Below are 21645 nucleotides of genomic sequence, written 5' to 3'. Positions count from 1 at the left end.
GCCCCCGCCCCCGCCCCCGCCCGGAGCACCGCCCGGAGCGCCGCGACGAACTCCAGGCAGCTCCCGTACCGCTCCCCGGGCCGCTTCGCCATCGCCCGTTCCAGCACCGCCCCCACTCCGGCGGGCAGGTCCGTGCGCTGTTCCCGGACGTCCGGCGGCGGGTCGTTGAGGTGCGCCCAGAGCAGCGCCAGGTCGTCGTCGCGCCGGTAGGGCGGGCCGCCGGTGAGCATTTCGAACACCACGCAGCCCAGGCTGTACACGTCGCACCGCCCGTCCACCGGCTTGCCGGAGATCTGCTCGGGGGCGACGTAGTCGAGCGTGCCGACGAACTGGCCGACGCTGGTCAGGCCGGTCAGCGAGAGGGACTTCTTGGTCAGCCCGAAGTCGGTCAGGTAGGCGTGCTCGGGGTGGTCGGGGTCGGTTCCCTCGGCGATCAGCACGTTGCCGGGTTTGACGTCCCGGTGGACGAGTTCGCGGGCGTGCGCGGCGTCCAGCGCACTGGCCACCTGGACGGCGATCCGCACCGTCTGGGTCCCCGTCAGCGGCCCCTCCCGGTCGAGCAGGGCGCGCAGGTCGCGGCCGCGAACGTACCGCATGGCCAGGTAGAGCACGCCCTCGACCTCGCCCGCGTCGTACACCGGGACGATGTTCGGGTGGTCGAGCGAGGCCGCGATGTGCGACTCCCGGACGAAGCGCTTGCGGAAGGTCTCGTTGCGGGCCAGCTCGGGGGCGAGCAGCTTGACCGCGACGGTGCGGCCGAGGCGCAGGTCCTCGGCGCGGTAGACCACCGCCATGCCGCCCCGCCCGAGCACGTGCTCCAGCCGGTAGCCGGCCAGCGTGCGGCCGTCCAGCTCGCCCGGTTCGGCGGCGGCCAGGGACGGCGGCTCGGGCGGCTCCCCGGGCATCGGGGGTCAGCCCCGGTCGGCGCGGTCGGCGCGGTCGGCGCGGTCGGTGGCCGCGTAGGTCTGCAGCTGGGCGGCGTCGCAGTAGTACCAGCGGCCCCGGTCGAGGTCAAGCAGCCAGGCGTCCGAGCCGTCCAGCACCGCGCCGAGCCGCAGGTCGCGGGTGCCGTCGCGGAAGGCCTCCAGGTCGATCCGGCCGGCCGCCCAGTCGTCGACCAGCCGCCGGTAGGTGGCCAGCGAGCGTTCCAGCGCGGCGAGCAGCGGGCGCGGGTCGTCGGTGGTGGCGAGCGGGGCGCCGGTGGCCGGGGGCCGTTGCGGGAGGGCGACCAGCAGCCGTCCGTCGACCCACGCGGACCAGCCGTTGGAGCAGACGATCCGGGCCCAGTTGCCGTTGGCCCGGGCGAGCGCGACCGGCAGCAGCGGGTCCAGCGGCACCCCGGTGGCGGCCGGGTCGGGGGCGGTCCAGGTCGGCATGCCGTCGGCCGGGACGACGTGGGTGGGCCGGAACCCGTCGGGCGTTCCCATGCGCTACCGCCGCATCACGGCGGGTTCGTGCCGGCGCAGCAGCCGGGCGACGACCAGTCCGTACGCGACGGCCAGCACGATCAGCATGCCCATGTCGAGCAGCCAGACGCCCTGCCGGTGCACGAACAGCGGGTCGTCGGTGAGCGTGCCGGGCACGGTGGTGTGCAGGTCGATGGTGGCGGCCATGGCGCCGAGCGCCCAGCGCGAGGGGATCAGCCAGGACAGCTGGTTGAGCACCGGGATGTGGTCGAGCTGCAGCAGCGCCCCGCAGAACACCACCTGGACGATGGCGACCAGCACCAGCAGCGGCATGGTCACCTCTTCCTTCTTGACCAGCGCGGAGATCAGCAGGCCGAGCATCATCGCGCTGAGCGAGAGCAGCGCCACGGCGAGGGTGATCTCCAGCAGCGGCGGCAGGAACACCCCGCTGCCGCCCTGCGGTCTGAGCTGCACGCCGATCAGCGCGACCATGGTCAGCACCACCGCCTGGACGACGGTGACGGTGCCCAGCACGACGACCTTCGAGCACAGGTACGCGGATCTGGACAGGCCGACGGCGCGTTCGCGCTGGTAGATCGTCCGTTCCTTGACGAGTTCGCGCACCGCGTTGGCGGCGCCGGTGAGCACCCCGCCGACGCACAGGATGAGCAGCGCGTTCAGGGCGGTGTCCTGGTTCAGGCGGCTGCCGGCCAGGGCGTGCGCCATCGCGCCCATGACGAACGGCAGCGCGATCATCACGGCGAGGAAGGTCCGGTCGGCGGCGAGCGCGCTGGCGTACCGGCGGCACAGCGTGCCGACCTGTCCGAGCCAGCTCCGCGGCCGGGGCGGCGGGGCGGGGGTGGCTTCCTCGGGCAGGGCGTGCTCGGCGGGGGCGAGCGCGCCGGGCCAGTCGCCGGGGCCGCCGGCCGGGCCGCTGACGTACTTGCGGTAGGGGGCGGAGGCGCGGAACTGCCCGGCCCAGTCGCGGTCGGTCTGGTTCTCGAACGCCTCGAAGGCGTCCGGCCAGTGGGCGAACCCGAAGTGCCCCAGCGTCTCGCCGGGCGGCCCGTACCAGGCGATCCGCCCGCCGGGGGCGAGCAGCAGCAGCCGGTCGCACAGGTCGAGGCTGAGCACGCTGTGGGTGACCACGATGACGGTCCGCCCGTCGTCGGCGAGGCCGCGCAGCATCTGCATCACGGACCGGTCCATGCCGGGGTCGAGCCCGCTGGTGGGCTCGTCGAGGAACAGCAGGGACGGCTTGGTGAGCAGCTCCAGGGCGACGCTGACCCGCTTGCGCTGGCCGCCGGAGAGGCTGGAGATGACCTGGTCGGCGCGCTTGCCGAGGCCGAGTTCGTCGATCACCTCCTCGACCCGGGCGGCCCGCTCCTCGGGCGCGGTGTCCTCGGGGAAGCGCAGTTCGGCGGCGTACGAGAGGGCCTTCCGGACGGGCAGCTGGGTGTGCAGGATGTCGTCCTGCGGGACGAGGCCGATCCGGCGGCGCAGTTCGGCGTAGTCGCGGTAGAGGTCGCGGCCGTCGTAGCGGACGGTGCCGCGGTCGGCGGGGCGCAGTCCGGTGAGCGCGTTGAGCAGGGTGGACTTCCCGGCGCCGCTGGGTCCGGCGACCGCGAGCAGGCACTTCTGGCCGACCGGGAAGGTGACCTGGTCGAGCAGGGTGCGGCCGCCGTCGACCTGGACGGTGAGGTCCTCCACGTCGAGGTCGATGTCGCCGGTGTCGACGAACTCCTGCAGCTCGTCGCCGACCAGGCAGAACACCGAATGGCCGATTCCGACCAGGTCCCCGGGCCCGACGGGGGCCTCCCGCACGGCCTGGCCGTTCAGGTAGGTGCCGTTGTGGCTGTCCAGGTCGGCGATCCGGTAGCCGCTGCCGGGCGCGGCGCGCAGTTCGGCGTGGTGCCGGGAGACCGACAGGTCGCCGACCACCAGGTCGTTGTCGGGCGCGCGGCCGATCCGCACCACCTTGGTCGGCAGCGGCATGACGCTGGACGGCGGCCGGTACGAGCCGGTGATCGCGGTCAGCCCGGAGGGGCGGCGGCCGGGCAGCGGGTGCACGGCGGTCGGTTCGGGCAGCGCGCTGAACGTGCAGCGCGGGCCGTCGGCGGGACTTCCCAGGCAGAGCACGGTGCCGGGCTCGATCTCCAGGTGGACGACCCGGTGGCCGTCGGCGGCGTAGGTGCCGTTGGTGGAGCCGGTGTCGTCGACGATCCAGTGGCCGTCGCCGACGTGCAGTTCCGCGTGGTGCCAGGAGACCCGGGGGTCGGTCAGCACGATGTCGCCGGTGGGGTCGCGTCCGAGGGCGTACCTGCGGCTCGGGGTGATGACCGTGGAGTCGCCACCGGTTTCCAGGATCAGTTTCGGCGCGGTGAGCGCACCCTCTCGCTCTCCCATACGTCGATGCTAGACCGCGCGGCGAGCACCCGCCCGGGGGGCGGTTTTCGGCCCTTCGGGTGACAGTGGGAACCGGTCGCCACGGAGCGGGTACCTGTGGGGTCGGGACCGAGCGGCCCGTTGGGCGGCGGATGGGAGCGGGCTTGTGAACACCTGGGCAACCTGGACCACTCAGGGGATTCTGTCCGGCCACGGCGGCGTGAAGACCGTGGAGATCGGCGTCATCACCGGGGACCTGACGGTGCACACCATGTGGATCGAGGGCGAGGCCCGGCTGACGGTGCAGTACAGCGGGGCGCTCGACTGGTTCACCGTGGAGGGCAGCCCGGTGGCCGCCGCGGACGAGGCGGCGGCCCGCGAGGTGCACCAGCACATGGTCGAGGCCGTGAAGACGGGCGGGGGTGCGACCGCCCCGCAGTCCTGACCCGGCAGGCCCGGCCCGGACCGCCACCGACCCGTCGTCGGCCGCGGCCCGGGTTTCGCGCGTCCCGCTCCGTCCTCCGTCCGCCGGTCCCTACGGGCAGGAGTAGGCGAACGAGGTCTCGGCGTACCGGCCGCCGGCGGGCTCCAGCACCTCCAGCCGGGCGGTGGCGGCGTACTCGCCGCGGCCCCGGAAGGTCCACTCCAGCCGCACCTCGGTGCGCCGGTGCCCGGCCTCCACGTGCTGCACGACCGGCGCTGACGCGGTCCGGTCGCTGCGCACCCACCGGTAGCGCACGTCGCCCTCGCCGCCGTCGGTCTCCAGCGTGCCCGTGACCACCGCGGTGCCGTCGCACCCGGGCCCGGCGGGCGCGGTCCGCGCCGTCACGCCCGCCACCGCGACGGGCCGCCCGTACCGGTCCCACAGCAGGTACCCGAGCAGCGCGAGCAGCAGCACCAACGGCACCAGCAGCCACCTGTCCCACCGTCGTCGCGGCGCCGCCGCGTCCGCCTCCCCGCGCCACACCGCGGCCGCCCCGGGCGGCACCCCGGGCCCGAACCGCCGCAACCCGCCCTCCGGCACGGCCCCGGGCACCGCGGGTTCGAGCACGGTGGCGTCGAGGCCGACGGGCACCGTCCGCCCCGGATCGAGCCGGACCGTCTCGGCCGCCCCGGGCAGCCGGACGGTCTCCTCCGCGTCGGGCGACGGGGTCGCCGGGCGGAGCTGGACGGTGCGCTGCTCGTCGACCGGGGCGGCGGGCCGCAGTTGGATCGTCGGATCGGGGGCGCCGGGCTTGCGGACGGGTCCGAGCCGGAGGCCGGGGTCGGGGGGAAGTTCGGTCATCGTCGGTCTCCTCCTACCGCGCCAGTACCAGGCAGGACATGGGGTACGACGGTGAGGAGGTGGTCTCCCCGGCCGGGGTGGTGACGCTCACGCTGACGTTCTTGGCGCGCTGGTTGCAGGCGAACGTGTGCGGCTGGGTCACCGTCCCCTTCGCCGGAACGGCAACGGTCTCGGACGCGGAGGGGACTCCGTTGTCGTACCAGGTCAGCGTGACCTCCCCGGTCGTGCTCCCGGCCGGCTCCACCGATGCCAGGAGGACAGCCGTCAGCGTCGTCCCGCTGACGCGCCCGAAGAACCGCTGCACCGTCACGGTAACCGGCGGCGCACTGCTCACCGTCGGACTGACCGTCGGCGTGGGTGTCGCGGTCGGGGTGGGGCTCGGCTTGGTGCTGGCGCTGGGCTTGACCGTCGGGCTCGGGCTCGGGCTCGGTGTCGCGCTCGGGCCGGTCTCCCCGGTGGGTGAAGGGCTCGGGCTGTCGGCCGGGGTCGGCGGGGCCTCGGCCGTCGGTGTCGCGGAGGGCTGGACGGTGGTGGTGGCCGGTGGCGCGGCGGCCGGCCGCGGGTCGGCGACCGTCCTCTCCTCGCCGGCCGAGGCGACCGCCGCGAGCGCGCCGAGGACGAGGACGATCGCGCCGACGGTGGCGATCAGCCGTCCCCGGAACGGGAAGCGCGGGGCGGGTCGCGGGGCGGCGAGCTGCGTCGTCGCGTACGAGGTCGCACCGGGCAGCGCGCCGTCGGCGGTCGGGGTGGGCAGCAGCAGGGGCAGCAGGGCGACGAGCGCGGCGAGCCGTCTGCGTCCGCGTTCCTCCCAGTCGGCGCCGTAGGCGGCACGGGCGGCGGCCTCCAGCTCGCCGACCAGGGCTTCCGCGCCCGGGGGCCGCTGTTCGGGGGTCTTGGCGAGTCCCGCCCGGATGAGCGGGCGGAGGGCTTCGGGCGCCTGGGTGTCGGGGATCTCGGCCTCGGTGTGCTGGACCGCGAGTTCCATCAGGGTGGTGCCGGCGTAGGGCTTGGCGCCGGTGAGGCACTCGAAGAAGGTGGCGGTGGCGGCGTACACGTCGGTGGCCGGGGAGGCGGGGCGCCCGGCCCACTGCTCGGGGGCCATGTAGGCGGGCGTCCCCGCGACGGTGCCGCTGGCGCCGTCGCGGACGGCGATGCCGAAGTCGACGAGCTTCGACTGCCCGTCGACGGTGACCAGCACGTTCCCGGGCTTGTAGTCGCGGTGCACGACTCCGGCCCGGTGCGCGGCGGCCAGGCCGAGCAGGGAACCCTTGAGGACGACCAGGGCGGCTTCCGGCCCGGTGCCGCCCTCGGCGCGCAGCAGGTCGCGCAGCGAGACGCCCTCGACGAGTTCCATCACGATGGCGGCGCCGTGCGGGCCTTCGACGTACTCGTAGAGGCGGGTGACGTGCGGGCTGTCGAGGCTGGCGAGCAGTTCGGCCTCGACCCGGAAGGCGGCCTGGTCGGGGTGGTCGCCGAGCAGGTACTTGACCGCGACGGGGGTGCCGGTGGCCCGGTGGCGGGCGAGGACGACCCGGCCGGACGCTCCGGCGCCGAGTTCGCGTTCGTGCGCGTAGTCGGGGAGTTCCCAGTGGACGGCCTGCCCGGCCGCGCCCTGCGGGGGCGGGTCCTCCGGTCTGCCGTCCGGGTGCTGAGCGTTCGTCACCTTGTCCACCCCCGGCGTCCCCGTGCTGTGCGGGGGCGCCCCCTCGGTCGCCTGCGGGCCGTCGCGGGTGCGCGGCCACCCGGAGTGACGCGCCCCCGGCCGGACGGGTTCCGGTACGGGGGCGGGGAAAGGTCACGATTCGGCTGTTTCGTGCACCGATCTTCGGAGCGCCTCGGGACGGGGCGTCACCAGGCGCCGTCGGGGGGCGGCGCGTCGCGGCGGCGGGTGGATTCGGCGGCCTCGGCGGCGACCGAGCCCCGGTGGACCAGTTGCTGGCCGAGGGCGGTGAGGGCCCGGCCGACGGCGAGTTCGTCGCCGATCGCGGGGTCCGCGGGGTCGGTGCTGCTGCGGTGGGCCTCGGCCTCGGCCTCGATCAGGTTGACGCCGGTGTCGAGGACGGCGTGCGCCTGGGTGAGGTCGCCGACCTCGACCACCCGCAGCCGGACCGACCACTCGCTGCTGTGCGGCTCGGGCGCCGCCGCGCGGCCGCTCACCGCTGCTCCTGCTGCTGCGGCGGGTCGGCGACCGGGTCGCCCTCCGCCTGGGACTCCTCCCACGCGTGCATGGTCTGGTAGGAGGTGATGCCTTCCTCGGGGTCGGCCGACCGGACGTCGTCCTCGTCCCGCCGGGCCTTCTCGTCGAGCCTGTCGTTCATCTCGGACATCCCGGGCTCCTTGCTCTCGCACCCCCCGCTTCTCCTACCAGCGTGCCTCCGCGGCCGGTCTCAGTCGAGTTCGGCCAGCAGGTCCGGGTTGACCAGCGCGAGGACCGTCCGGACGTCCGCCTCCGCGACGGCGGGCCACAGCACGGCGCGGGCGGCCCGGTAGCGCTCGGCCAGCCGGGCCCGGTCGGCCTCCGGGAGCAGCGCGGCGCGGTCGGTGCGGGAGTTGTGCGCGTTGTCGGCGATCTTGACCAGGGTGGCGGCGTGGTCGGTGACGACGTCCAGCAGCATCGTCCGGTAGTCCGTCCCCGGGGTCCGGGTCACCCGCCGGACGGTCGCCACCACGGCGGCGGGGACGCCCGCGGCGAGCAGGTCACCGGCGGTGAGCGGGGTGTCCTCCAGGACGTCGTGCAGCAGCGCCGCCATCCGCAGGCCCGCGCCGAACGGGGCGACGCCCGCGGCCACGGCGCGCACGTGCTCCACGTACGGCACGCCGATCCGGTCGTACTGGCCCGCGTGCGCGCGGGCGGCGAGGGCGTCGACCTCGTCCGGGGTCAGGAACGGCACGGCGGCCATCACGTCCTCCCTTTCCACTCCATCCGGAGCACTGTGACCGGAGTGGTCCGGACGGAGCACCCCGCTTCCGAGGGAGTGTTCCACGTCCGCCCCGTGCCGCCCCGCGCTCCGGGGTTCGGGCGACGGGCCCTCAGGCGGCGCGACGTATAGTCCGGTTGACCGAAGGGAGTGATCGTCCGGTGCGGGTGACCCCGATCTCCCCGGAGCGGCTGGTCGAGCTGCTGGCGGGACGGATCCACGAACTGGCCGACGACGGGCGGCGGCTGCGGGTCGCGGTCGACGGCGCGGCGGCGGCCCGGCCCGGCGAACTGGCGGACGCCCTGGTGGAACCGCTGCGACTGCTCGGGCGGCCGGTGCAGCGGGTGTCGGCGGACGACTTCCTGCGCCCCGCGTCGGTGCGCTTCGAGTACGGCAAGCAGGACCCGGACGCCTTCCACGACCTGTGGCTGGACCAGGGCGCGCTGCTCCGCGAGGTCCTCGACCCGCTCGAACCGGACGGCGACGGCCGCGTCCTGCCCACGTACTGGGACCGGGAGACCGACCGCGCCACCCGGGCCCGGTACGTCGAGCTGCCGCCGCGCGGCGTGCTGCTGCTGGACGGGCCGTTCCTGCTCGGCCGCTGGCTGCCGTTCGAACTGACCGTGCACCTCGCCCAGTCCGCCGCCGCGCTGGCCCGCCGCACCCCGGCCGCCGAACGCTGGACGCTCCCCGCGCACGAGCGCTACCGCACCGAGACCGGCCCGGACGAACTGGCCGACCTGACGGTGCGGGTCGAGGACCCCCGGCACCCGGCCCTGGTGGAACGGGACTGAGGCCGGACGCGCCAGCGGGCCGGTGGGCCCCGCCCGGTGGGCTCAGGCGGTCGGCACGGGGCCGTGCTGGCAGTGCGGGCACCAGTAGGCGACGCGGTCCCGGTCGTGCTTGGCGGTGCGGATCGGCGTGCCGCAGCGCAGGCAGGGGTGGCGACCCCGGCCGTACACCCAGTGCTGGCGGCCGGGGTGGAGGTCGCCGGTGGTGATGTGGCCCGGCCGCAGCTTGTTGGCGTCCAACAGGTGCCGGGCGCCCTCCAGCAGACCGTCCGGGTCGGGCAGCTCACCGACCGGCGTCCAGGGCGTGATCCCGGCCAGGAAGGGCAGCTCGTTGGCGTACACGTTGCCGATGCCGGCCAGGGTCCGCTGGTCGAGCAGGGCCTCGCCGACCGGGCGCCGCGGGTCGGCGAGCAGGCGGCGGTGCGCCTCCTCGGTGTTCCAGTCCGGGCCGAGCAGGTCGGGGCCGAGGTGGCCGACCACCCGGTGCTCCTGGTCGCTGCGCAGCAGTTGGACCACGGGCAGCCGGTAGCCGACGGCGGCACCGTGCTCGGTGCCGAGGATCGCCCGGATCTGGAACGCGGGGCCGCTGCGCCAGCGCTCGCCGGGCCGGAAGGTCTGCCAGCGGCCGTCCATCCGCAGGTGGGTGTGGAGCGTCACGCCGCCCTCGAACCTGGTCAGCAGGTGCTTGCCGCGCGGCACCGTACCCAGCACCTGGCGCCCCCTCAGGTCGGCGGTGGCGTGGGCGGGGACGCGGAAGTCCGACACCGTCAGCACGTGACCGGCGAGCGCCTGGTCGAGCTGGGTGGCGACGCGGTAGATGCTGTCTCCTTCGGGCACGCTCCCATCATGCCGCCCGCCGCCGACACCGGGGCCGTCGGCCCCGCGACCGCGCCTCGCGACCGCCGCCTTGCCGCCGGTGCCCCCGCCGCGCTCCGCTCGCAGCGGAAATCCCTGGTCAGTGGCCTGTCCGTGCTCTACGGTCGGCGGAATGACAATCACTCACGAGGTGGCTGGAGACGGCCCCGCGGTCGTGCTGCTGCACTCCTCCGTCTGCGACCGGCGGATGTGGGACGGGCAGTGGGACGCGCTGCGCGAGGCCGGGTACCGCGTGCTGCGGTGCGACTTCCGCGGTTTCGGGGAGACCCCCTGCGCGGACCGCCCGTACGACAACCTGACCGACCTGGCGGACCTGCTGGACGGACTCGGCATCGAGCGGGCGGCCCTGGTCGGCTCCTCCTTCGGCGGCCGGATCGCCCTGCAGTTCGCCGCCCTGCACCCCGACCGGGTCGGCTCGCTGACCCTGCTCTGCCCGGGCAGCCCCGACCACGAGCCGAGCGCCGAACTGCTCGCGCTGGACGAACTGGAGGTCGGCCTCGTCGAGTCCGGCCGTCTGGACGAGGCGGTCGAGCTGATGGTCGACACCTGGCTCGGGCCGGACGCGGACGAGGCGGCCCGGGCGAAGGTCCGGACGATGCAGCGCAACGCGTACGAGGTACAGCTGGCGCCCGAGGAGGAGATCTCCCCGGCGCGGGTCGCGGTCGACCTGCGGGCGGCCGTCGCGCCCACCCTGGTGTACTCCGGCGCGCACGACCTGGCCGACTTCCGCCGGATCGCCGCCGACCTGGCGGCCCTGCTGCCGGACGCCGAGCACCGCGAACTCCCCTGGGCCGGCCACCTGCCCGCCCTGGAGCGCCCCGCGGAGACCGCCGAGCTGCTGCTCGCCCGGCTCGCCGAGGTCGGCCGACGCTGATCCCCGTCATCCTCCCCCCTCCCCGGGTTCACTCGCCCGGGTGAATCCCACCGGTCGGCCGAGGCCTGCGAGCACGGGGCGCACCGGCCGACCGGCCGCTCTTCCAGCCGTTGCAGGTCGGACGGCAGCTGGGGGAAACGGTTCTCCACCGACGGTCCGTCAGCCCTCTCCTTTCGAACGGGCGGTGCGCGGGGTTCGAAAAAACCCGTGCACACGATCGACCGCTCTGATGTGATGCCGCCTGATCAACCTCCGCAGCAGCGGAAGAAGACGAACCACACCCTTTGGACGGCACGATGCGCGAAACGAACCACACCCTCACCCCCGGGTCGGAGGCCGTCCTGGCCCGACTCGAGACCTATTACGACGCGGTCCCCCGGTTCTCCGCGACGACCGAGGAGCACGGCCCCTTCACCCTGTTCGTCCGCACCGGACAGGGCTGGCACTACTACGGCCGGCCCGCCCTGGGCGGCCCCGGCACCTTCACCGCCGAGGACGTCGAACGGGTCCGGGCCCGGCAGCGCGAGCTCGGCGCGCCCGAGAGTTTCGAGTGGGTGCACGAGACCTCCCCCGCCCTGCGCGCAGCCGTCGAGGCCGCCGGGCTGGAGGTGCACGAGCACCCGCTGCTGGTGCTCGACCTCGACGCCCCGGCCGTTGACGCCCCGACGGCTGCTGCCCCGACGACCGTCGGCGCTCCGACGGATGCTGACGGCGCGGCGGCAGCGGCCGACGGCCCCGAGGTGCGGGTGGTCGCTCCCGACGACCCGCTGCTGCCGAGCGCCGTCATGCTGCCGCACCTGGCCTTCGCCGAGGCCGGGACCCGGATCGGCGCGGCCGGGCCCGAGCAGCTCGCCGAAGCGGTGCGGGGTCCCGAGAGCGAAGCAGCAACGGCCCGCATGGCCGAACGAATAGCGGCCGGGCGCACGGTCCTCGCCGCGACCGTCGGACCGGACGGAGCGGCCACCGCCTCCGGCTGCCACCAGCCGGTCGGCGAGGTCAGCGAGATCGTCGCGGTGGCCACCCTGCCCGCCCTGCGCCGCCAGGGCCTGGCCCACCGCGTCACCTCGCGCCTGGTCGAGCACGCCCGCACCGCGGGGGTGCGGACGGTGTTCCTCTCCGCGAGCGACGCCGACGTGGCACGGATCTACGAGAGCGTGGGCTTCCGGCGAATAGCCACCGCCCTGATCGCCGAACCGCCCGCCTCCGACTGACCGGCCACCGCCCGTCTCCCGGCCGACCCGCCGCCCCGGTCGACTGCCACACCAGTCCACCGGTCGGCTGGCCGACAGGTGGAGCGGTCGGGCCCGGGCCCGAACCTGGCCGGGCCACGGCGGCGGGCGTCGGCGGCGGGTGCCGGCGGAACAGCGGTACAGGAAGGACCACTTGGGAAGGGAGTGTCTCAGGAGAAGAGCGCGGAGCGGAGCTTGAGCCGGTCGGAGGCGCGGCCGCCCGGGCGGAGGCTGTAGTAGTCGCCGTCGCAGTCGGGGCCGGTGAACATAGTGACGGTGGACCCGGTGAAGTTCTGCGGGGCGAAGGCGGGTTCGGTGGTGTCGGGGTCGGCGACCTCGGGCAGGGTGACGCAGACGCGGCTGTCCGGCTCGACGAGGACACCGGCCGCCCGGTTCCCGAAGTCGTCGTAGTAGGTGTAGCGGAACTCTCCGACGGCCGCACCCGCCGGGCTGGGCAGGGCGAGCAGCAGGGCGATCGAAGCAGTGGCGGCGGCAACCGTCTGACGCAGGTGCATGGGGTGGAACGGCCTTCCGGTAAAGGTGGATCCGGGCGGGGCGCCCGACCCGGTGCACACCACCGTAGGAGCGGGGCCCGGCAGCAAAACGGTTCTGCCTGCCAGCCCCGCGTGTCACTCCGCTCCCGTGCGCACCACGATCGAGCGTGCCGACGGCCTCCGGTGACGGGCCGGGGCCGCCGGGGCGTCAATTGGGGGGAACACCAGTGGACAAAGAGGAGGTCGAGCGCGTGTTCGCGTGTTAGAACCGGCGTCCAGCGGGCACATGTGTTGCTACCTGGAAGCAGAGTCGCGTCGGCGGGGAAGACCGGGGCGTGCCTGCCTGCGGCGCGGAGGTGGTTGATGGACGGACCTGCACTCTCCCCGCGTGAGCTACTGATCCTCCAGCAGATCGAGGCCGAGCTGGGGAGCGATCAGGAGCTGGAGCGCGAGCTGCGCACGATGCGGACAGCGAGGGCCGCACGGCTACGACGAACGCTGGTGGCCCGACCGTGGATCGTGGTCGCGGTGATCTCGTGTTGTCTGGCCGCCTCGTTCGGACTGTTGGCGATGGCGGTGGCACTGGACGAACCGGCCCTACTGCTGGCCGTGGTGGTCAGCTGGGCCGCTGTGTTGGTGGTGCTGATGATGGTCGCGGCCCATCTGCACCGACGCAGACGAACTCGGTAGCCGCCCGGGCGGGCCGCTGGCGGGCGGCCCGCACCTCCGGACGGACGGGCGAACGAATGAACGGGTGAACGAACGGACGGGCAGACGGACAGGCGGGCGGACGAACGGATCAGACGCCGGGGAGGCCGGTTTCCAGGTCGTCCAGGGCGTGCGAGCAGATGCAGTCGCGGGCGGCGGGCAGCGACTCCAGGGCCTTGAACAGGACGGTGCGCAGCCGGTCGACGTTGCGGGCGAAGACCTCCAGCACCTCGGCGTGGGTGACGCCCTCGCCGGTCTCGACTCCGGCGTCGAGGTCGGTCACCAGGGCCAGCGAGGTGTAGCAGAGGCCGAGTTCGCGGGCGAGGACGGCTTCCGGGTGGCCGGTCATGCCGACCACGGACCAGCCGTTGGCGGTGAACCAGCGCGACTCCGCCCGGGTGGAGAAGCGCGGGCCCTCGATCACCACCAGGGTGCCGCCGTCGACGGGCTCCCAGGCGAGGTCGCGGGCGGCGGCCAGGGCGGCGGTGCGGCCGTCGGAGCAGTAGGGGTCGGCCATCGAGACGTGCACCACCTCGGGCATCGAGCCGTCGGGCAGGATCCGGCCGTCGTAGTAGGTCTGCACCCGGCCGGAGGTGCGGTCGACGAACTGGTCGGGCACCAGCAGGGTTCCGGGCCCGTACTCGGGCCGCAGGCCACCGACGGCGCACGGCCCGAGGACCTGGCGCACGCCCAGGGCGTGCAGGGCCCACAGGTTGGCGCGGTAGTTGATCCGGTGCGGCGGCAGCCGGTGGCCCCGGCCGTGGCGGGGCAGGAAGGCGACCTGCCGTCCGGCTACCTCGCCGACGAACAGCGCGTCGGACGGCGGCCCGTACGGGGTCTCGACGTGCACCTCGGTGACGTCGTCGAGCAGGGCGTACAGGCCCGATCCGCCGATCACTCCGAGCTCGGCGCTCGGGGTGCCGTCGGTGCGGGGCGGGTGGACGTCGGCCATGGCTCTCCCTCGGCTCTGGCGGTCGGTCGCGGCCCCGGGGCGCGCCCGAACGAGCCGGGCGGGTGGGTCGGGTCCGCGGTGCGCGGGGCCGGTGTGCGGTCGGACCGGTCCGGCCGCACACCTCGGGCGCGCTCCCACCTTACGAGCAGTCAGCTGTGCCCGTGTGCAACGGCGGTCGCGGTGCGCCGGGGGTCCGGGGCACGGTGCGCCGTCCGTTCGGTGCGGCTGCCCGTTCACCACCGTTTCGTCCCGGTCCGGGCCGTCCAGCGGCGGCGTCCGCGTACAGTGGCAGCTCCGGTCGGCGGGCCGTACCGACCACGGCTGAGGGCGGCCGTGGGTGGTGGGGCCGTCGGGCGGGCGGACGACTACGACAGGGACGGTGCGATGGGCGGGCGGGTGGCGGTGCGGTCGGGCGGTGAGGTGGTGGGGGCGCACCGGCCGCTGGCCTGGCGGGTGCTGCCGCCCTCGCCGGACGCGGCGGTGCTGGTGCTGCACGGCGGGAAGGAGTTCGGGGCGGCGGCACCCCCGCTGCTGAACCTGCCGGGGCTGCGGATGCGGCCGTTCGCGAAGGCGGTGCAGCGCGGGGCGGGGGCCGCGGAGGGCCGGTCGCTGGCGGTCGGCACGGTGCGTTACCGGTGCCGGGGCTGGAACGGTGACCGGGCGGACGCGGCGCGTGACGCGGAGGCGGCGATGTCCGACCTGGCGGAGCAGCTGGGGCCGGTGCCGACGGTGCTGATCGGGCACTCGATGGGCGGCCGGGCGGCGCTGCGGGCGGCGGCCCACCCGTGCGTGCGGGGCGTGGTCGCGCTGGCGCCGTGGCTCCCGCAGGACGAGCCGACCGAGCACCTGCGGGGCCGCTCGGTGCTGATGCTGCACGGCGACCGGGACAAGATCACCCGGCCCGGCGACACCGACCTGTTCGCGCTGCGGGCCCGCGGCCACGGCGCCCGGGTGGCCGGTTACCGGGTGCTGGGCAGCGGTCACACCCTGATGCGGCGGGCCGGCGACTGGCACCGCGCCGCCGCCGAACTGGCCCTGGCCCTGCTCGGCCTGGGGCCGCTGCCCGAGGAGGCCCGCACCGCCCTGGCCCTGCACGGCCCGAGCCGCGACGGCCTGCACATCCCGCTCCGCGACTACCGCTGACCTGCCCGGCCGCGGCGGGCCGGAGGGGCACGGGCCGGAGGGAAGCGGGCCGGAGGGGCACGGGCCGGTTCGCGACGGACGGGTGACCGTCCGGTGACAGCTGGTGCGGATCGGGCTTCCGGCTCGCCCCGGGCGGGCAGGGGGCGCACACTCCGGTGGAGGGAGACGTCCGCCAATCGACTGAGGGAGGACCCGCCCATGGGGATCAGCCTGACCACTGATCGGCTCGTCGTACGGGACTGGACACCGGACGACGCCGAGGACGCGCTGGCCGTGTACGGCTCCACGGACGTCGCCCGCTGGCTGACGCCCGTGATGGAGCAGGTCGTCGATGCCGAGGCGATGCGTTCGGTGCTGCGCGGCTGGGAGGAGCAGCAGGCCCGGCTGCTGCCGCCGCGCGGGCGGTGGGCGGTGGAGCGCCGCGAGGACGGGAGGGTGGTCGGCGGTCTGGGCGTCCGTCCGCTGCCGCCCTACGACGAGGACCTGGAGATCACCTGGCAGCTCTCCCCGCAGTACTGGGGCGAGGGCTACGCGACGGAGGCGGGCCTGGCGCTGCTGCGCTGGGTGTTCACCCAGGACATCGAGGAGGTCTTCGCGGTGGCCCGGCCCAAGAACGACCGGGCGCACGCGGTGGCGAAGCGGCTGGGGATGCGCTGGGTCGGTGAGACCACCAAGTACTACGGGTTGAACCTCCAGGTGTACCGGATCCGCCCGGCCGACCTGCCCGAGAACCGCCCCTGAGGTCCCCGAGGTCTCTGCCCCTCCCCTCCGCTCCACCCTCCCGCTCCACCCCACCGCCCCACCGCCCCGGTCAGGCCGGGTGCCCCGCGGGGCGCTGGTCGATCAGCAGGTGTTCGACCAGCGGGTGTTCGACCAGCGGGTGTTCGACCAGCGGGTGCAGGTGGACGGGTCCGGCCTCGTCCGCCCGGGGCAGGTCGGCGGCGTACCGGGCGGTGAGGGCGAGCCCGGCGGGCGGCAGCCAGGGCGCAGGATCGAACCCGGGGTCGGGGTCGAGCAGGACGAGGAGTTGGGCGGGCGTCGGGCGCAGTGCCGGGTCGGGGTCGAGGCAGCGGGCGAGGGCGGGCAGCAGCGCCCCGGGGACGTCGGCGAGGTCGGGTCGGCCGTCGACGATGCGCTGCCGGACGGCCCGGGCCTCCTCGACCCCGACCCCTCCACCGGCCCCGACCCCAGCCCCTCCACCGGCCCCGCCACCGGTGGCAGCGGCGTCGTCCGCCGTCCACGGCCGCGGGCGGCCGGTCCAGGGGTGGCGGCCCTGGGCTGCGGTGGCGAGCAGCGCGCCGAGGGCGAACACGTCGCCGGGTGGTCCGGTGTCGGCGGGTCGCTCGATCTGTTCGGGCGAGGCGTAGCCGAGGGGGCCGGTGGTGCCGTCCGGGCCGGGGGCGGGCGGGAGGCCGAAGCCGGTCAGTTTCGGGTCGCGCGCGGTGACGAGCACCCGGGCGGGTTCGAGGCCGCCGTGGACGACTCCGGCGGCGTGTCCGGCGGCCAGGGCCCGGGCGAGTCCCGCGCCCAGGCGGCGGACGGTGGCGACGGGCAGCGGGCCGGTGGCGCGCAGCAGTCGGACCAGGTCGGGGGCGGGGGCGTGCGCGGTGGCGAGCCAGGGCCGTTCGGCGTCGGGGTCGGCGTCCAGGACGGGGAGGGTCCAGGGTCCGTCGATCCGCCGGGCGGCGCGGGCCCGTCGGGCGAAGCGGCGTCGGGCGGCGGCGTCCGGGGCCTGGGCGGGGTGCAGTTCCTCGACGGCCACCAGCAGCCCGTCGGCGGCGCGGCACAGGTGGGTCCGCTCCGCGCCGCCGGTGCCGGGTGCTCGCAGCACCCGGTACGGTCCGATCTCCCGCATGTCCGGGTCCTCCCCCGTCGTCTTCCAGGACGACGGGAGGGACGTCGGGGGCCGGGGGCGGGGTTCCCGACCTGGGGTTACTTCTCGGCGGGCAGTTCGTAGACGTGGCCGGGGGTGGCGATCGAGGTGATCGCCTCGGCGAACAGGGTGGAGGGTTCGTTGCCCTCGTGGATGATGTCGGTGTTCAGCAGGACCACCAGGGTGGCGTCCTGCTCGGGCAGGTAGATGGTGACGCTCTCGTAGCCGGGCAGTGAGCCGTTGTGGCCGACCCAGCCGCCGACCCGGAACAGGCCGAGCCCGTAGCCCGCGCCGTCGCCGAAGCCCGGGACGGGGATGAACTTCTCGCGTTCGGCCTGGGTGGCGGGGCTGAGCAGGGTGCCGGTGGCCAGGGTCTTGGCCCAGCGGTGCAGGTCGTGCAGGTCGGAGATCATCGCCCCGGCGGCCCAGCCCCAGGACGGGTTCCAGTGGGTGGCGTCGACGACGGAGCCGTCCAGGGTCTGGTCGGTGTAGCCGTGCGCGTAGGGGCGGGGCAGTTCGGCGGCGCGCGGGAAGAGGGTGCGGTTCAGGTGCGCGGGGCCGGTGACGTTGCGGTGGATGAAGTCGCGCAGCGGCATCCGGCCGAGCTTCTCGACCAGCAGGCCGAGCAGGACGGTGTTGGTGTTGGAGTACTGGTATCCCTCGCCGGGCGGGAACACGTTGTCGTGCTTGAACGCGTACGAGAGCAACTCCTGCGGGGTGAACGGCCGTTCGGGATCGGTCAGGAGGGCCTTCACGAAGTCGTCGTCGAAGGTGTAGGAGTACAGTCCGCTGCGCATCTCGGCGAGTTGGCGGACGGTGATGTGCTCGCCGTCGGGGACGCCGTCGAGGTACTCGGCGATCGGGTCGTCGAGGCCGACCAGGCCGCGGTCGACGAGTTCGAGCACGGCGGTGACGGTGAAGGTCTTGGTCTCGCTGCCGATCCGCACGTTCAGGTTGGGTGTCATCGGCTGCCCGGTGGCCTTGTCCGCGACGCCGTCGGCGTGGACGTACGTGCCGCGCCCGGGCATCCACAGTCCGACGATCACACCGGGCGTCCCGGTCTGCTCGCGCACCTCGGCGATCGCCGCGTCCAACTTGGCCGCGAGCGCCGGGTCGAGCGGGCAGTCCTCGTCCACCGGCGGGTGCACGGGACGGTGCGCGGGTTGCAGGGCGGGGCGGGCGAACGGGGCGCCGGAGTCGGCCGCGGCCGGGGCGGCGGGGACGAGGGCGCTCAGGGCGAGCAGGGCGACGGCGAGTCGCCGGACGCGGGGACGGCGCATGGCGGGCACCTCTTCCGGGAGGGGGGTGGACCTGTTCTGCACAGGTCACCACCCGGACGCCCGCACCGGGCCGCGTCCGCCCACCCGCCCCCGCGATTCCACCCGTGCGGCGGGCGACCGCCCTGGCTGCTGACGGTTCGTCAGCAATCGGGGCCGCAGCGACGGGCCGCACCGACGGGGCGTCAGCGGGCCGGGCGGACGGGGTGCTTGCTCAGGATCGACACCCGGTTGAACGCGTTGATGGTGATGGCCACCCAGATCACCGCCGAGATCTCCTCGTCGCCGAACACCTCCCGGGCCTGCGCGTACGCCGCCTCCTGCGCGGCCGCGTCGGACGGATGGGTGGTCGCCTCGGCCAGCGCGAGGGCGGCGCGCTCGCGCGCGTCGAACACGGCGGCGTCCCGCCACGCGGCCAGCACGCCGAGCCGCTGCACGCCCTCGCCCTCCTTGAGCGCCGCCTTGGTGTGCACGTCCAGGCAGTAGGCGCAGCCGTTGAGTTGCGAGACCCGCAGGTTGACCAGTTCGACCAACCGCCGGTCGAGCCCGGCGTCGGCGGCCGCCTGCCGGACCGCCTCGGCGGTGCCCAGCATGGCGCGGAACGCCTGCGGGGTCTGCTTGTCGACGTAGACCCGACCCGTCGGGGCCGCCACCCCGGTCACCTCGGACACCCGGATTCTCCTCACGCTGCGCACTGGCGTTTGTCGGACACTCGGATCCATGATAGTTGAAGATGAAACGATTTGCTGGACGTGTTCGCCGGTCCGCGGCGGCACGGGAGGGAGCACCCGATGAGCACCACCGAGAACGGCGCCGCCGAAGTCCTGCCCCCGCGCGACGTCCCGCTCGGCGGCCCGCGGGCGATGACCGTCCGGCGCACCCTGCCCCAGCGCGGGCGCACCCTCATCGGCGCCTGGTGCTTCGTCGACCACTACGGCCCCGACGACGTCGCCACCACCGGCGGCATGGACGTCGCCCCGCACCCGCACATCGGCCTGCAGACCGTCAGCTGGCTGTTCAGCGGCGAGATCGAGCACCGCGACAGCCTCGGCGTGCACGCCTTCGTCCGCCCCGGCGAACTCAACCTGATGACGGCCGGCCGGGGCATCGCGCACTCCGAGACCTCCACCGCCGCCACCACCGTCCTGCACGGCGTCCAACTCTGGGTCGCCCTCCCCGACGCCCACCGGCACACCGCCCGCGACTTCCACCACCACGTCCCCGCCCCCGTCCCGCTCCCCGGCGGCGGCGAGGCCAGGGTCTTCCTCGGCACCCTGGCCGGCGACACCTCCCCCGTCCCCACCTTCACCCCCCTCCTCGGCGCCGAACTCACCCTCTCCGCGGGCGCCACCACCACCCTCGACGTCGACCCGACCTTCGAACACGGCCTCCTCGTCGACCAGGGCGACATCCACTTCGCCGACACCCCCCTCCACCCCGCCGACCTCGGCCACCTCCCGCCCGGCCGCACCACCCTCACCCTCACCAACACCTCCCCCGCCCCGGCCCGCCTGATCCTGCTCGGCGGCCCGCCCTTCGGCGAGGACATCGTCATGTGGTGGAACTTCATCGGCCGATCCAGTGAGGAGATCGTACAAGCACGGCTCGACTGGGAGCAGGGAGTCCGGTTCGGCGAAGTCCAGGGCTACCCGGGCGACCGCCTGCCCGCCCCGGAGCTCCCGAACGTTACCCTCAAAGCGCGCGGAAACCGGCACTGACCTGCCGAAATAGGATCCTTGGGCGGTCGCGGACACCGAGACGAACAGGGTGCTCCGCAACCGTCCCCGGCGCGGCGCCCAGGCCCGGAAGGCGTCGCCGGCGGCCGTCTCGACGACGACCGCCGGCACCCCGCCAATTCCCATCTGCGGGTCGGTTTTACAGGCTGTGGGCGGATGAATGCTGACCTTTTGCTGACTTTCCTGACGACTCGTCAGCAACCTCAGGGGTGCCATCGGCCCAGGTGACCGAGTGGGAACGACGGCTCGGGCAGGTGCACTCTCCCTACGATCGCGCGCTTGCAGACCTCGTCACCGGAGCCCCGTCCCCGTCCTGGGCTCCCGCCGCTACCACCTGGGAATTCCGCCTCCTGCACTGTCAGTCGCACCGTTGAAGTCGATAGTGTGATCAGGGAGGACTATCCCGTATGCCTGGCAGCACCCGTCCAACGCGCGGCAGGCCAAGGGTGCCATGATGTCGCCATGGGACCGCCTCCTCCAGGACGGGCTCGTCGAGGTGAAGCTTCCCCCGTGGACCTGGACACCTGGAGACTGGGACGCGAGGCCCGGAGGAAGTAGAGCCAGGTGAGCAACAAGCAGGGCAAGCGGTACTCGCAGGCGTTCAAGCGGGACGCCGTGACGTTGGCCCGTTCGTCCGGCAAGACGGTCACCGAGATGGCCCGGGACCTGGGGATGAGCCCCGAGGGCCTGCGGAGCTGGGTCAAGCAGGACCGGGCCGACCGCGGTAAGGGCAGTGCGGGCCAGCTGACCGGTGCCGAACGCGAAGAACTGCGGCGCCTGCGTCGACAGGACCCCGAACAGCGGAAAACCATCGAGACCCTGAAAAAAACGACGGCCTTCTTCGCGCGGGAGAGCGACCGGCGATTGAGACCTACCGGTTCATCGCGGCGGAGAAGGCCACCTACCCGGTCACCCTGCTCCGCCGGATTTTCGGTGCCCCCGCTCCTCCTTCTACGCCTGGGTCGAGGGCGAACGGGCCAGAGGCGCGCGTAAGCGGGCCGACGATGCGCTCGTGCACGAGATCACCGTGGTCCACCTCGCCTACGGAGTGCCGCGTGTGCACGCCGAGTTGCAGTGCCATGGACGCACGGTGAACCACAAGCGGCTCGAACGCCTCATGCGCGAACACAGCATGAGCGGGGTCACCCGCCGCCGGCGCCGCTCGCTGACCCGCCCGGACCGGCAGGCCCGCCCTGCGCCGGACCTGACAGCCCGTGACTTCACCGCTGCCCGGCCCGGGATCCGCCTCGTCGGCGACATCACGTACCCGCCCACCGGCGAGGGCGGGCTCTACCTCGCCTACCGGCTGGACCTGGCCACCCGCGAGATCGTCGGGTGGTCGGTGTCCGACAACCACCGCGCCGACCCGGTCGTCAACGCCCTGCACATGGCCCACGGGCGAGGCCATCTGAAGCCGGGCTGTATCGCGCACGGCGGCAGCGGCAGCGAATACACCTCCACCCAATTGCGCGCCAAAGAGCGCCAGTTGGGGGTTCGGATGAGCACCGGACGCATCGGATCGTGCTACGACTGTCAGTCTTCTCGTACCGGATCCCGCAAGGATCGGGTAGCCCCGGCCGAGGCGGTCTGACTCTTGCTTAGAACTCGTAACACGATCTTCGTGATCGTTGCTGGTGGGGCGTGACCGATGTGACGATTCGTCCGTTCGTGATGGTGTGAGCAAGAAGCCGTGGATGG

At 74.1% G+C, this 21645-nt stretch carries 23 protein-coding genes and 1 pseudogene; 10 read left to right on the top strand and 14 right to left on the bottom strand.

All coding sequences use genetic code 11. From position 1 onward, the window contains the following. The 3 genes from OO57_RS33705 to OO57_RS33695 all read right to left on the bottom strand — a co-directional run. Positions 1-905: serine/threonine-protein kinase (locus tag OO57_RS33705; RefSeq protein ID WP_033256571.1), on the bottom strand; the 905-nt coding region annotated here is incomplete at its 3' end. 6 nt (positions 906-911) lie between these two features. Then, a complete protein-coding gene (locus OO57_RS33700; protein ID WP_051778594.1) occupies positions 912-1427 on the bottom strand; it encodes a hypothetical protein in 516 nt (171 codons plus the stop codon). 3 nt (positions 1428-1430) lie between these two features. After that, positions 1431-3812 (bottom strand): FHA domain-containing protein, encoded by a 2382-nt coding sequence (locus OO57_RS33695; protein ID WP_033256570.1) that lies wholly within the window; start codon positions 3810-3812, stop codon positions 1431-1433. A gap of 145 nt (positions 3813-3957) precedes the next feature. On the opposite strand from OO57_RS33695, the gene OO57_RS33690 reads away from it, so the two are divergent. Then, positions 3958-4236 carry a hypothetical protein gene (locus OO57_RS33690; RefSeq protein WP_033256569.1) on the top strand — a complete coding sequence of 93 codons (279 nt, stop codon included), beginning with the start codon at positions 3958-3960 and terminating at the stop codon, positions 4234-4236. 90 nt (positions 4237-4326) lie between these two features. Here the strand turns inward: OO57_RS33690 and OO57_RS33685 are convergent, their stop codons facing one another. From OO57_RS33685 to OO57_RS33670, 5 genes are all read right to left on the bottom strand, one after another. Then, positions 4327-5076: a hypothetical protein gene (locus OO57_RS33685; protein ID WP_051778593.1), complete on the bottom strand. Its 750-nt coding sequence runs from the start codon at positions 5074-5076 to the stop codon at positions 4327-4329. A gap of 13 nt (positions 5077-5089) precedes the next feature. After that, positions 5090-6739 carry a serine/threonine-protein kinase gene (locus OO57_RS33680; protein ID WP_081974151.1) on the bottom strand — a complete coding sequence of 550 codons (1650 nt, stop codon included), beginning with the start codon at positions 6737-6739 and terminating at the stop codon, positions 5090-5092. A 185-nt stretch (positions 6740-6924) separates the two neighbouring features. Continuing rightward, positions 6925-7233: a dsRBD fold-containing protein gene (locus OO57_RS47075; RefSeq protein WP_051778591.1), complete on the bottom strand. Its 309-nt coding sequence runs from the start codon at positions 7231-7233 to the stop codon at positions 6925-6927. Further along, positions 7230-7403, bottom strand: a complete 174-nt coding sequence (locus OO57_RS44355; RefSeq protein WP_158715321.1) for a hypothetical protein — start codon at positions 7401-7403, stop codon at positions 7230-7232. Before OO57_RS44355 ends, OO57_RS47075 begins: the two co-directional genes overlap by 4 nt. Before the next feature lie 60 nt (positions 7404-7463). Then, entirely contained in the window at positions 7464-7976 is a 513-nt protein-coding gene (locus tag OO57_RS33670) for an HD domain-containing protein (protein ID WP_033256568.1), read from the bottom strand. A 179-nt stretch (positions 7977-8155) separates the two neighbouring features. Here OO57_RS33670 and OO57_RS33665 point away from each other — a divergent pair, with 179 nt between their 5' ends. Beyond that, positions 8156-8788: a uridine kinase gene (locus tag OO57_RS33665; RefSeq protein WP_033256567.1), complete on the top strand. Its 633-nt coding sequence runs from the start codon at positions 8156-8158 to the stop codon at positions 8786-8788. Between the two features lie 42 nt (positions 8789-8830). Here the strand turns inward: OO57_RS33665 and OO57_RS33660 are convergent, their stop codons facing one another. Further along, on the bottom strand, positions 8831-9622 hold the full coding sequence (locus OO57_RS33660; RefSeq protein ID WP_033256566.1) for an Fpg/Nei family DNA glycosylase: 792 nt from the start codon (positions 9620-9622) through the stop codon (positions 8831-8833). Between the two features lie 151 nt (positions 9623-9773). Between OO57_RS33660 and OO57_RS33655 the strand changes: the two genes are divergently transcribed. Next, complete coding sequence (locus OO57_RS33655) at positions 9774-10535, top strand: alpha/beta fold hydrolase (RefSeq protein WP_033256565.1); 762 nt, start codon at positions 9774-9776, stop codon at positions 10533-10535. Positions 10536-10831: 296 nt separating this feature from the next. Further along, positions 10832-11746, top strand: a complete 915-nt coding sequence (locus OO57_RS33650) for a GNAT family N-acetyltransferase (protein ID WP_051778595.1) — start codon at positions 10832-10834, stop codon at positions 11744-11746. Positions 11747-11934: 188 nt separating this feature from the next. Here OO57_RS33650 and OO57_RS33645 read toward each other — a convergent pair whose 3' ends face one another. After that, positions 11935-12279, bottom strand: coding sequence for a hypothetical protein (locus OO57_RS33645; RefSeq protein ID WP_033256564.1), 345 nt, complete (start codon positions 12277-12279; stop codon positions 11935-11937). A 342-nt stretch (positions 12280-12621) separates the two neighbouring features. On the opposite strand from OO57_RS33645, the gene OO57_RS33640 reads away from it, so the two are divergent. Further along, on the top strand, positions 12622-12948 hold the full coding sequence (locus OO57_RS33640; RefSeq protein ID WP_033256563.1) for a hypothetical protein: 327 nt from the start codon (positions 12622-12624) through the stop codon (positions 12946-12948). Between the two features lie 109 nt (positions 12949-13057). Here the strand turns inward: OO57_RS33640 and OO57_RS33635 are convergent, their stop codons facing one another. Further along, entirely contained in the window at positions 13058-13918 is an 861-nt protein-coding gene (locus OO57_RS33635; protein ID WP_033256562.1) for an S-methyl-5'-thioadenosine phosphorylase, read from the bottom strand. Between the two features lie 333 nt (positions 13919-14251). On the opposite strand from OO57_RS33635, the gene OO57_RS33630 reads away from it, so the two are divergent. Next, positions 14252-15061, top strand: coding sequence for an alpha/beta fold hydrolase (locus OO57_RS33630; RefSeq protein WP_234337618.1), 810 nt, complete (start codon positions 14252-14254; stop codon positions 15059-15061). A gap of 198 nt (positions 15062-15259) precedes the next feature. Beyond that, positions 15260-15802: a GNAT family N-acetyltransferase gene (locus OO57_RS33625; RefSeq protein ID WP_033256560.1), complete on the top strand. Its 543-nt coding sequence runs from the start codon at positions 15260-15262 to the stop codon at positions 15800-15802. Between the two features lie 70 nt (positions 15803-15872). Here OO57_RS33625 and OO57_RS33620 read toward each other — a convergent pair whose 3' ends face one another. From OO57_RS33620 to OO57_RS33610, 3 genes are all read right to left on the bottom strand, one after another. Continuing rightward, positions 15873-16916, bottom strand: coding sequence for a protein kinase domain-containing protein (locus OO57_RS33620; protein ID WP_051778590.1), 1044 nt, complete (start codon positions 16914-16916; stop codon positions 15873-15875). Positions 16917-16993: 77 nt separating this feature from the next. Next, positions 16994-18214 carry a serine hydrolase domain-containing protein gene (locus tag OO57_RS33615; protein WP_033256559.1) on the bottom strand — a complete coding sequence of 407 codons (1221 nt, stop codon included), beginning with the start codon at positions 18212-18214 and terminating at the stop codon, positions 16994-16996. Positions 18215-18396: 182 nt separating this feature from the next. After that, on the bottom strand, positions 18397-18882 hold the full coding sequence (locus tag OO57_RS33610; protein WP_051778589.1) for a carboxymuconolactone decarboxylase family protein: 486 nt from the start codon (positions 18880-18882) through the stop codon (positions 18397-18399). A 120-nt stretch (positions 18883-19002) separates the two neighbouring features. Between OO57_RS33610 and OO57_RS33605 the strand changes: the two genes are divergently transcribed. The 3 genes and pseudogenes from OO57_RS33605 to OO57_RS38780 form a co-directional block, all read left to right on the top strand. Next, positions 19003-19929 carry a pirin family protein gene (locus OO57_RS33605; protein WP_033256558.1) on the top strand — a complete coding sequence of 309 codons (927 nt, stop codon included), beginning with the start codon at positions 19003-19005 and terminating at the stop codon, positions 19927-19929. A gap of 582 nt (positions 19930-20511) precedes the next feature. Next, complete coding sequence (locus OO57_RS41770) at positions 20512-20940, top strand: transposase (RefSeq protein ID WP_081974148.1); 429 nt, start codon at positions 20512-20514, stop codon at positions 20938-20940. 1 nt (position 20941) lies between these two features. Next, positions 20942-21538: pseudogene (locus OO57_RS38780) on the top strand (DDE-type integrase/transposase/recombinase); the annotation flags it as partial. Positions 21539-21645: the final 107 nt, after the last annotated feature.

The sequence above is a fragment of the Kitasatospora phosalacinea genome, from assembly GCF_000717185.1.
Lineage (GTDB): Bacteria > Actinomycetota > Actinomycetes > Streptomycetales > Streptomycetaceae > Kitasatospora > Kitasatospora phosalacinea_A.
The sequence above is the reverse complement of the archived record's forward strand: the minus strand, read 5'-3'. Positions and strand labels throughout refer to the sequence as shown.